The organism is Ramlibacter sp., from assembly GCF_035706265.1.
In the GTDB taxonomy this organism is placed as follows: Bacteria; Pseudomonadota; Gammaproteobacteria; order Burkholderiales; family Burkholderiaceae_C; genus Ramlibacter.
Genome location: NZ_DASSVG010000637.1, coordinates 1 through 10,739, shown reverse-complemented (window position 1 = coordinate 10,739; position 10,739 = coordinate 1). Strand labels below are relative to the sequence as shown.

Sequence of the window (10,739 nt, the reverse complement as noted above, 5' to 3'; positions counted from 1 at the left end):
CCCCGATGCCCACTTCGGCCACCCAGGTGGTGTCGCCGTTCTCCAGGGCGGCCGGATCGCGGGTGGTGCTCAGCGTGATCGGCCGCATGAGCCGGTCGCGGATGGTGCGCGCCAGCTGCCCGAGGCGCTGCACGTCGTCGGTGTGCGGCACCAGCAGCAGGAAACCGTCCTCCGACAGCCGTCCCATCTCCACGTTGGCGGGCACGCAGCGGCGCAGGCGGCCGGCCGAGACGAACAACGCATGGTTGAACGCCGCCCGCCCATGCAGGTTCTCCAGCGCATACAGGTTGGCCACGCAGACGGCCAGCACGCCGATCGGGCGCGGCTCCGCATTGCGGCGGAAGAACACGTCGCCCACCATCTGGCCGGTCTCGCTGTGCGAGCGCATGCGGGTGACGGGGTCGTAGTTGGGCCCGTGCGCCATCACCTCCGACAGCTCCAGCAGGTAGGAGTAGCGCCGCCACAGCACGATCGCCACCACGCTGAGGTAGGCCGATCCGGCCACGGCGCTGATCGCGTGCACCGGCCAGGCCTCGGTGCGGCTCAGGGCGATCCAGCTCAGGCCCGCGATCGCCACCAGCATGAAGAAGATGCCCGCCACGAAGGTCCAGCCGGCCCGGTCGCCCCGCAACGCACCGCGCGCGGCCACCACCAGCATCACGGCGCCCACGGCGAAGGCCGTGACCGAGCTGAGCGCCAGCGCTTCGTGCGGCTCCAGCGCCCAGCCGGCCACCACGACGCCGGCGCCGGCGCCCACCAGGCCCGCGACCACCCGGCGGCCGAGGGCGCGATGGCGCAGCATCCCGAGGGTGGAGGTCAGCATCAGCCCCAGGCTCACGGCGGTGGCGACCGCCACGTGCGCGAGCACGCGCGCCTCGACCGGCCCGTCGATCGGCAGCCAGCCGAGGTAGGAAACGACGAAGGCCGCCGACGCCAGCGAGGCCAGCGCCGCCATCAGCGCCACCCGCCGGTGCGAGCGCACGAAGGCCGCCAGCGAGATCACCAGCATCATGGTGGCGGTGCAGAAGAAGGCGCCCCAGAAGCCTGCGGCGAGCTTTTCCATGCGCGGACGATACCCGAAACCAGCGCGGACACCGCGGCCGGAATCCTCGGTTCCGGCGGCGGCGCCACCGGCCGTCCCTTAAACTGTCGCCCCGTGTCCGCCATCTTCAATTTCACCTTCGTCCCCTGGTTCCGCTCGGTCGCGCCGTACATCCACATGCACCGCGGCAAGACCTTCGTCGTGGGCATGGCGGGCGAGGCCATCGCCGCCGGCAAGCTGCCCCACATCGCGCAGGACCTGGCGTTGATCCAGAGCATGGGCGTGAAGGTGGTGCTGGTCTACGGCTTCCGTCCCCAGGTCAACGAGCAGCTGCGCGCCAAGGGCCACGAGGCGCGCTACTCGCACGGCATGCGCATCACCGACGAAGTGGCGCTCGATAGCGCGCAGGAGGCCGCCGGCCAGCTGCGCTACGAGATCGAGGCCGCCTTCAGCCAGGGGCTGCCGAACACGCCGATGGCGGGTTCCACCGTGCGCGTGATCTCCGGCAACTTCATCACGGCGCGGCCGGTCGGCATCCTCGACGGGGTCGACTTCCGCCATTCGGGCCTGGTGCGCAAGGTGGACGTGGCGGGCATCAAGCGCACCATCGATCTCGGCGCCATGGTGCTGCTGTCGCCCTTCGGCTTCTCGCCCACCGGCGAGGCCTTCAACCTGACCATGGAGGAGGTCGCCACCAGCGTGGCGGTCGCCCTGCAGGCCGACAAGCTGATCTTCCTGACCGAGATCCCCGGCATCCGCGTCAAGCCGCTGGAAGGCGAAGGCGAGGACAACCCGATCGACACCGAGCTGCCGCTGGCCGCGGCCAAGCAGCTGCTGGCCAGCCTGCCGCCGGCGCACAGCCCCACCGACACCTCGTTCTACCTGCAGCACTGCGTGAAGGCCTGCGAGGCCGGCGTGGAGCGCAGCCACATCATTCCCTTCGCGGTGGACGGCTCGCTGCTGCTGGAGGTGTACGTGCACGACGGCATCGGCACCATGGTGGTCGACGAGAAGCTGGAGGAGCTGCGCGAGGCCACTGCCGACGACGTGGGCGGCATCCTGCAGCTGATCGAACCCTTCGAGAAGGACGGCACCCTGGTCAAGCGCGACCGCACCGAGATCGAGCGCGACATCGCCAACTACACGATCGTGGAGCACGACGGCGTGATCTTCGCCTGCGCGGCGCTCTATCCCTACCCCGAGGCGCGCACCGGCGAGATGGCGGCGCTGACGGTCTCGCCGCAAAGCCAGGGCCAGGGCGACGGCGAGAAGATCCTGCGCCGGGTGGAGCAGCGCGCCCGGGCGATGGGCCTGGAGAGCATCTTCGTGCTCACCACCCGCACCATGCACTGGTTCCTCAAGCGCGGCTTCGTGCAGGTGGATCCCGAGTGGTTGCCCGAGGCGCGCAAGCGCAAGTACAACTGGGACCGGCGCAGCATGGTCTTCGTGAAGAAGCTGGCCTAGTTTTCGTCAAAAAAGGGGCCTGGTTTTCGGCGTCCTACACCGGCCACGCCCGGCGACTACAGCCGGCGCGCCAGGCGGGCTCTACCTTGGTCCGGAGCCGACCGAGGAGTGCCCATGTTCCGTTCCACCGTCCGTGACGAAAGCGCCCTGTTGCAGGGCCTGCGCCCCCACCTGCGGCCCTTGCGCGGCGCCGCGGCCGACGACCCGGAGCTGGTCGCCCGCCTGGGCCGCGCCCGGCTGGCGCTGCTGGGCGAGGCTTCGCATGGCACCCACGAGTTCTATGCCGAGCGGGTGGCGCTGAGCCGCCGGCTGATCATCGAGCACGGCTTCAACGCGCTGGTGATGGAGGCCGACTGGCCCGATGCCTGGCGCGTCAACCGCTACATCCGCGGCGCCTCCGACGACCGCGACGCCGAGGCGGCGCTGTCCGGATTCCAGCGCTTCCCGACCTGGATGTGGTGCAACGGCGTGATCGCGGAATTCGTCGAATGGCTGCGCGCGCACAACGCCGGCCTGCCGCCCTCGCGCCAGGTCGGCTTCTACGGCATGGACCTGTACAGCCTCTACGGCTCGATCGCCGCCGTGCTGCAGTACCTGGACCGGGCCGACCCCGAGGCGGCGCAGCGCGCCCGCAGCCGCTACGGCTGCTTCGACCACTACGGCGAAGACAGCCAGGCCTACGGCTATGCGGCCAGCTTCGGCATGAAGGCCACCTGCGAGGACGAGGTGATCCAGCAACTGCGCGAGATGAACCGGCGCGCCGGCGAGCTGATGGCCGCCGGCTCCAGCGAGGACCGCGCCGAGGTGTTCTACGCCCAGCAGAACGCCCGGCTGGTGCGCAACGCCGAGGAGTACTACCGGACCATGTTCCACGGCCGCGTCTCGTCCTGGAACCTGCGCGACAGCCACATGGTGGAGACGCTGCAGGCGCTCGAGAAGCACCTGGCGGGGCTGACCGGCAGCGCCCGGCTGATCGTCTGGGCCCACAACTCGCACCTGGGCGACGCCAGCGCCACCGAGATGGGCGACCTGGGCGAGTGGAACGTGGGCCAGCTCGCGCGCGACCGCTGGGGCGACGACGCGCTGCTGGTGGGCTTCAGCACGCACCACGGCACGGTGACGGCGGCGCCGGAGTGGGATGCGCCGGCGCAGCGCCGGCGGGTGCGTCCGGGGCTGGAAGGAAGCTACGAGGACCTGTTCCACCAGGCCGGCGAGCGCTTCTGGCTGCCGTTACGGGGGAATGCGGGGCTCGGCGAATTGCTGGCGGAAAAGCGCCTGCAGCGGGCCATCGGCGTGATCTACCTGCCGCAGTCGGAGCGGCTCAGCCACTATTTCCACACCCGGCTGCCGGCGCAGTTCGACGCCATGATCCACATCGACGAGACGCAGGCCCTGCAACCGCTGGTGGCCGAGCCGGTGTGGCATCAGGGCGAGCCGGCGGAAACGTATCCCTCGGGGTTGTGAGCGTCGCGTGGAGCGCTGGGCTTCGCGCTGTCGCGGCTCAGCACCAGCCTACCGCAGGCATCGCGTCATCGCCGCGGCTGGCTGTTCCGTAGGCTGGCGCTGAGCGCCTCCCGAGGCGTCAGCCGTGGGAGGCCGAAGCCCAGCGTTTCAGGCCGCGAGAGCGCCGTGGCGCCCGGAGCCGCCGCCCCGCACCTGCCGCACCAGCAGCGCCAGCGCCACCGCGATGATCGCGGCGAACGCCACGAACGACCAGTTGGCCAGCGAGCCACCCAGGAAGGTCCAGTCGATCTTGGTGCAATCCCCGCTGCCCTTGAAGATCATCGGGATCGCCCGGCGCAGCGGGAAGTTCTCGATCATCCCGTAGAAGTCGCGCCCGCAGGACGCCACCTCGGGCGGATACCACTGCAGCCAGCTCTGGCGCGCTGCCACGAAGGCACCGAACCCGCCGGCCAGGAGCATCAGCCCGGCTCCGCCGATCTGCGCCCCGCGCGACGGCACGGCCGCGGCAATGCCGGCGATCAGCACCACCAGGATCAGCGCATAGCGCTGCACGATGCACATCGGACAGGGCACCAGCCCCACCACGAGCTGCAGGTACAGCCCGAAGCACAGCATGGCGATGCCGATCACCGCGACCGCGGCGAGGACCCGCCGGGGTGCGGTGTCGAACCAGTTCAACAGCTTGCCGCTCATTCTTCTTCCGCCCTCCATGCGGGGGGCTTCAGATGCCCGCGCCGCTCTCCAGGAACACCCGGGCCTTGCGCGGCGTGACCACCAGCGTTTCGCCCTCCTTCAACCCCATTTCCCGGTACTGTTCGGCCGGGATCTGCGCTTCGATGATGGGGTCGGACTGTGAATTGTCCACCGGTTTGGTGCCGTCGACCGGAAGAAGTTCCAGCCGGGCGATCGGCCCCACGACAATGGCCCGGGTCAGCGTGGCCGCGATGCCGGCCGCGCCGGGGGCGTAGCGCTGCACGTCCAGGTCGTGCGGCCGCACGTAGGCGGCAGCGCGCGCGTTCTGCGCCTCGGCCAGTTCCGGCGAGGCGATCTGCAGCCCTTCGAAGTGCACCTCGCCCTCGTGGGCGCGGCCGTGGAACAGGTTGACATCGCCCAGGAAGCCGTAGACGAAGGGGCTGGCGGGATGGTCCCACACCTCCTGCGGCGAGCCCACCTGCTCGATGTTGCCGGCGTTCATCAGCACCACCCGGTCGGCCACTTCCAGCGCCTCCTCCTGGTCGTGGGTGACGAAGATGGAGGTGACGTGCAGGTCGTCGTGCAGGCGGCGCAGCCAGCGGCGCAGCTCCTTGCGCACCTTGGCGTCCAGGGCGCCGAAGGGTTCGTCCAGCAGCAGCACCTTGGGCTCCACCGCCAGCGCGCGGGCCAGCGCGATGCGCTGGCGCTGCCCGCCGGACAGCTGCGAGGGGAAGCGGTCGGCCAGCCAATCGAGCTGCACCAGGTTCAGCAGCTCGTGCACCTTCTGCTTGATCTGCGCCTCGCTCGGGCGCTCGCCGCGCGGCTTGACGCGCAGGCCGAAGGCCACGTTCTCGAACACGGTCATGTGGCGGAACAGCGCGTAGTGCTGGAACACGAAGCCGACCTGGCGCTCGCGCACGTGGACCTCGGTCGTGTCCTCGCCGGAGAACAGGATGCTGCCGGCGTCGGCCGTCTCCAGGCCGGCGATGATGCGCAGCAGCGTGGTCTTGCCGCAGCCCGAAGGCCCCAGCAGGGCGACCAGCTCGCCCGATGCGATGTTCAGCGAAACATCCTTCAGCGCACGGAAGTCGCCGAAATTCTTGCTGACGTTGCGGATCTCGATGCTCATTTCAGGGACTCGGGGCCAGTTTCTTGCTCCCTCTCCCCTCCGGGGAGAGGGCGGGGGTGAGGGGCGCTGTGCTGGCCGAGGGGCGCTCGGGCGGGATCTCGGAGGCGGCTTTCATGTCCCGCTCCTGCTTCCACTCCGCCAGCGACTTCACCACCAGCGTCACCAGCGCCAGCAGCGCCAGCAGCGACGCCACGGCGAAGGCCGCGACCGACTGGTATTCGTTGTAGAGGATCTCCACGTGCAGCGGCATGGTGTTGGTCTGGCCGCGGATGTGCCCCGACACCACCGACACGGCGCCGAACTCGCCCATGGCGCGCGCGTTGCACAGGATCACGCCGTAGATCAGGCCCCACTTGATGTTGGGCAACGTCACGTGCCAGAAGGCCTGCCAGCCGCTCGCGCCCAGCACGATGGCGGCCTGCTCCTCGTCGTTGCCCTGCGCCTGCATCAGCGGGATCAGCTCGCGGGCGATGAAGGGGAAGGTGACGAACACGGTCGCCAGCACGATGCCCGGCACGGCGAAGACGATCTTGATGTCGTGCGCGGCCAGCCACGGGCCGAACCAGCCCTGGGCGCCGAACACCAGCACGTAGATCAGGCCGGCGACGACCGGCGAGACCGAGAACGGCAGGTCCACCAGCGTGGTCAGGAAGGCCTTGCCGCGGAACTCGTACTTGGCGATGGCCCAGGCCGCCGCCACGCCGAACACCAGGTTGAGCGGCACGGAGATCGCCGCGGTGATGAGCGTCAGGCGGATGGCGGACCAGGCGTCCGGCTCCTTGAGCGCCTCGAGGTAGGCGTCCAGGCCCTTGCGCAGCGCCTCGGTGAACACCGCCGCCAGCGGCAGCACCAGGAACAGCAGCAGGAACAGCAGCGCGAGCGCGATCAGCGAGCGGCGCACCCAGGCCGCCTCGGTGGTCGTGACGCGCTTCTTGCTCAGGTCGGTGGCCGCCATCTCAGTGCCCCCCCGCGCGGCGCCGCTGCCACGCCTGCAGCGCGTTGATCACCAGCAGCAGCACGAAGGAGAAGAACAGCATCACCGCCGCCACCGCCGTCGCGCCGCCGTAGTCGTACTGCTCCAGCTTGCCGATGATGATCAGCGGCACGATCTCCGACACCATGGGCATGTTGCCGGCGATGAAGATCACCGAGCCGTACTCGCCGATGGCGCGCGCGAAGGCCATGGCGAAGCCGGTGATCAGCGCCGGCGCGATCGAAGGCAGGATCACCTTGGTGAACGTCTGCAGCCGCGTCGCGCCCAGGCACATCGCGGCCTCCTCCAGTTCCTTCTCGGACTCCTCCAGCACCGGCTGCACCGTGCGCACCACGAAGGGCAGCCCGATGAAGATCAGCGCGATCACCACCCCGTTGGGGTTGAAGGCGAGCTGGATGCCGAGCGGCTCCAGGTACTGGCCGATCCAGCCATTGCCGGCCAGCAGCGCGGTCAGCGAAATGCCGGCCACGGCCGTGGGCAGCGCGAACGGCAGGTCCACCAGCGCGTCGACGAGGCGCTTGCCCGGAAAGTTGTAGCGCACCAGCACCCAGGCCACCAGCAGGCCGAAGAACACGTTCACCAGCGCGGCGAGGAAGGAGGCGCCGAACGTGAGCCGGTAGGCGGCCAGCACCCGCGGCGAGCTGACGGCCGTCCAGAACTGGTCCCAGCTGAGGGTGAAGGTCTTGAGGACCAGCGCCGACAGCGGGATCAGCACGATCAGGCACAGGTAGAAGATCGTGTAGCCGAGGGTCAGGTTGAACCCCGGGAGCACCTTCCTGTTGCCGCCGCGGGACGAAGAAGGCGCCGCCGCCGTGCCCGGCAGCGGCGCCGCGAGTGCGCCACTCATGTCGGAGGTCTTACTTCGCGGTGTAGATCTTGTCGAACTGGCCGCCGTCGTTGAAGTGCACCTTCTGGGCCTGCGACAGCGAGCCGAACAGCTCCTCCACCGGGAAGATGGTGATCGGCTTGAAGGTGCCGGCGTACTTCTTCAGCACCGCCGGATCGCTCGGGCGGATGTAGTGCTTGGCGGCGATCTCCTGCGCTTCCGGCGTGTAGAGGAAGTCCAGGTAGGCCTTGGCGAGATCGGCCGTGCCCTTCTTGGCCACGGTGCGCTCCACCACGGCCACCGGGTTGTCGGCGCGGATGCTGACGGAGGGGTACACGACGTCGACCTTGCCGGCGCCGAACTCGCGGTTGACGGACTCCACCTCGGATTCGAACGTGATCAGCACGTCGCCGATGTTGCGCTGGAGGAAGGCGCTGGTGGCGTCGCGGCCGCCGCGGGCCAGCACCGGCACGTTCTTGTAGAGGCTGGCGACGAACTCCGCGGCCTGGGCGTCCGTGCCGCCCTTCTTGCGCACGGAGCCCCAGGCAGCCAGGTAGGCGTAGCGGCCGTTGCCGCCGGTCTTCGGGTTGACCACGATGACCTTCACGCCGGGCTTGACCAGGTCGTCCCAGTCCTTGATGCCCTTGGGATTGCCCTTGCGCACCAGGAACAGCATGGTGGAACTGGTGGGCGCCGCGTTGTGCGGGAAGCGCTTCTGCCAGTCCTTGGCGACCACGCCCTTGTCGGCCAGGAATTCGATGTCGGTGGTGGTGTTCATGGTCACCACGTCGGCGTCGAGGCCGTCGGCCACGGCGCGCGCCTGGGCGCTGGAGCCGGCGTGCGACTGTTCGACCTTCACGTCCTTGCCGGCGGTCTTCTTGTACCAGGGCACGAAGGCGGCGTTGATGTCCTTGTAGAACTCGCGCGCCACGTCATACGAAACGTTCAACAGCGATTGCTGGGCGGAGGCCACGCCGCTGGCGGCCAATGCCACGGATGCGAGGAGGATCTTGATCTTGGAGAGGGTCATGCGATGAAAACGGGGCCTTGCGGCCCCTGATCCTGTTCTGGGTGACGGGTGCCCTGTGAGGGGCGTGTAGGGATTTTGCGGACGGTTCTTTAAAGCCGCAACGAATATCTTGTTGTTTGTTTATGCTTCAGCAGCTCTATGGCCGGGCCAGATTGTCGTCCGTGTCACAACAACGGCCTGACTTCCCGCGCCGCCTCCAGCAGCAGAGGCAGCAGTTCCCGCTGCAGCACCCGCGGCTCGACCCGCTCGCGCGTGGTCACCACGTTCAGCGCAGCCACCGTGCGCCCTTCCATGGTGCGCAGCGGCACGGCCACCGCATGCACGCCCAGCTCGTGCTCCTCGCTCGCCACGCACCAGTCCTGCTCGCGCACCTGCTCCACGATCGCGCGGAAAGCGCGCGAATCCACCGTCGTGTGCCCCGTCAGCCGCGTGAGCTCGCGTCGCTTGAGCCAGGCGCCGAACTCGGCCCGAGGCTTGCAGGCCAGCAGCACCCGGCCGGTGGAGGTGGCATGGGCCGGCAGCCGCGCGCCGAGGTGCAGGCCATAGGCCTGCAAGGCGGACCCGCTGCGCGCCACGATCACCACGTGATCGTCCTCCAGCACCACCGAGGAAAACGATTCGCCGGTGGTGCCGGCCAGCCGGTTGAGCGTCGGCTGCACCGCCCGCGGCAGGCGCGCCGAGGCGAGATAGCTGCCGGAGAAGCGCAGCACCTTCGGCGCCAGCCAGAACCAGCTGCCGTCCGTCTCCAGGTAGCCGAGGTGGGCCAGCGTCAGCAGGTGGCGGCGCGCCGCCGCCCGGGTGAGCCCGGCGCGTTCGGCCGCCAGCGTGGCATTGAGCCGCTGGCGCTGGGTGTCGAAGCTTTCCAGCACGGCCAGGCCCTTGGCCATGCCGGCGATGTAGTCCGCGTGCGCGATGGTCATGATCGAGTGCGCGATGATCGCGCAGGCCGCGCAATCATCGCACACCGCGTGCGCCCGGCCCCTGGGCGGCGCGCGCCGCAGCGCCTACGCTCCGCTCCAAGGAGACAAGCACCATGCGAACCCAGGTAGCGATCATCGGCGCCGGCCCGTCCGGCCTTCTGCTCGGCCAGCTGCTGCACAAGGCCGGCATTTCCAACGTCATCCTCGAGCGCCACAGCGGCGAGTACGTGCTGGGGCGCATCCGCGCCGGCGTGCTCGAACAGGTCGCCGTGGACCTGATGGACGAATGCGGCGTCGGCGAGCGCATGCACCGGGAAGGGCTGGTGCACTCGGGCATCGAGCTGCTGTTCAAGGGCGAGCGGCACCGCATCGACTTCCCCGGCCTCACCGGCGGCAAGACGGTGATGGTGTACGGCCAGACCGAGGTGACGCGCGACCTGATGGCCGCGCGCGCGGCGGCGGGCCTGACCACGGTCTACGAAACGGGCGACAGCGTGAGCCTGCACGGCTTCGACGGCAGCTCGCCCGTCGTGCGCTACCGCCAGGACGGCCGGGAGCACGAGCTCCAGTGCGACTTCATCGCCGGCTGCGACGGCTACCACGGCGTGAGCCGCGCGAGCGTGCCCGCCGGCGCGATCCGCGAGTACGAGAAGGTCTATCCCTTCGGCTGGCTGGGCCTGCTGGCCGACGTGCCGCCGGTGTTCCACGAACTGATCTACGCGAACACCGAACGCGGCTTCGCGCTGTGCTCCATGCGCAGCCCCACGCGCAGCCGCTACTACGTCCAGGTGCCGCTCTCGGACAAGGTGGAGGCATGGTCGGACGAAGCCTTCTGGAACGAGCTGCGCCTGCGGCTGGACCCGGAGGCGCGCGAGCGGCTGGTGACCGGGCCGGCGCTGGAAAAGAGCATCGCGCCGCTGCGCAGCTTCGTGGCGGAGCCGATGCGCTTCGGCCGCCTGTTCCTCGCCGGCGACGCCGCCCACATCGTGCCGCCCACCGGGGCCAAGGGCCTCAACCTCGCCGCTTCCGACGTGAAGTACCTCGCCGACGGCCTGGTCGAGCACTACCGCGAGCGCAGCGACGCCGGCATCGACCATTACTCCGAGCGCGCGCTGCGCCGCGTGTGGAAGGCCGAGCGCTTCTCCTGGTGGTTCACCTCGCTGATGCACAAGTTCCC

General features: G+C 69.4%; 10 protein-coding genes. 3 read left to right on the top strand and 7 right to left on the bottom strand.

Annotation, left to right across the window (positions count from 1 at the left end):
- Nucleotides 1-1,063 (bottom strand): diguanylate cyclase domain-containing protein (locus tag VFM98_RS22940; protein WP_325112210.1); only part of this gene is annotated, 1,063 nt, incomplete at its 3' end.
- Between the two features lie 93 nt (nucleotides 1,064-1,156).
- Between VFM98_RS22940 and argA the strand changes: the two genes are divergently transcribed.
- Both argA and VFM98_RS22930 read left to right on the top strand, forming a co-directional pair.
- Nucleotides 1,157-2,506, top strand: coding sequence for an amino-acid N-acetyltransferase (gene argA, locus VFM98_RS22935; protein ID WP_325112209.1), 1,350 nt, complete (start codon nucleotides 1,157-1,159; stop codon nucleotides 2,504-2,506).
- A 114-nt stretch (nucleotides 2,507-2,620) separates the two neighbouring features.
- Nucleotides 2,621-3,970, top strand: coding sequence for an erythromycin esterase family protein (locus VFM98_RS22930; protein ID WP_325112208.1), 1,350 nt, complete (start codon nucleotides 2,621-2,623; stop codon nucleotides 3,968-3,970).
- A 147-nt stretch (nucleotides 3,971-4,117) separates the two neighbouring features.
- On the opposite strand, the gene VFM98_RS22925 is transcribed toward VFM98_RS22930, so the two are convergent.
- From VFM98_RS22925 to VFM98_RS22900, 6 genes are all read right to left on the bottom strand, one after another.
- The gene (locus tag VFM98_RS22925; protein WP_325112207.1) at nucleotides 4,118-4,663 is read right to left on the bottom strand and encodes a disulfide bond formation protein B; all 546 of its coding nucleotides are present in this window, start codon (nucleotides 4,661-4,663) and stop codon (nucleotides 4,118-4,120) included.
- 28 nt (nucleotides 4,664-4,691) lie between these two features.
- Nucleotides 4,692-5,792 (bottom strand): sulfate ABC transporter ATP-binding protein, encoded by a 1,101-nt coding sequence (locus VFM98_RS22920; protein WP_325112206.1) that lies wholly within the window; start codon nucleotides 5,790-5,792, stop codon nucleotides 4,692-4,694.
- A 1-nt stretch (nucleotide 5,793) separates the two neighbouring features.
- The gene (gene cysW, locus VFM98_RS22915) at nucleotides 5,794-6,747 is read right to left on the bottom strand and encodes a sulfate ABC transporter permease subunit CysW (protein WP_325112205.1); all 954 of its coding nucleotides are present in this window, start codon (nucleotides 6,745-6,747) and stop codon (nucleotides 5,794-5,796) included.
- A gap of 1 nt (nucleotide 6,748) precedes the next feature.
- Nucleotides 6,749-7,633 carry a sulfate ABC transporter permease subunit CysT gene (cysT, locus tag VFM98_RS22910; RefSeq protein ID WP_325112204.1) on the bottom strand — a complete coding sequence of 295 codons (885 nt, stop codon included), beginning with the start codon at nucleotides 7,631-7,633 and terminating at the stop codon, nucleotides 6,749-6,751.
- A 10-nt stretch (nucleotides 7,634-7,643) separates the two neighbouring features.
- Complete coding sequence (locus VFM98_RS22905) at nucleotides 7,644-8,642, bottom strand: sulfate ABC transporter substrate-binding protein (protein ID WP_325112203.1); 999 nt, start codon at nucleotides 8,640-8,642, stop codon at nucleotides 7,644-7,646.
- Between the two features lie 164 nt (nucleotides 8,643-8,806).
- Nucleotides 8,807-9,562 carry an IclR family transcriptional regulator domain-containing protein gene (locus VFM98_RS22900; RefSeq protein WP_325112202.1) on the bottom strand — a complete coding sequence of 252 codons (756 nt, stop codon included), beginning with the start codon at nucleotides 9,560-9,562 and terminating at the stop codon, nucleotides 8,807-8,809.
- Nucleotides 9,563-9,675: 113 nt separating this feature from the next.
- On the opposite strand from VFM98_RS22900, the gene pobA reads away from it, so the two are divergent.
- Nucleotides 9,676-10,739 (top strand): 4-hydroxybenzoate 3-monooxygenase (gene pobA, locus VFM98_RS22895; RefSeq protein ID WP_325112201.1); only part of this gene is annotated, 1,064 nt, incomplete at its 3' end.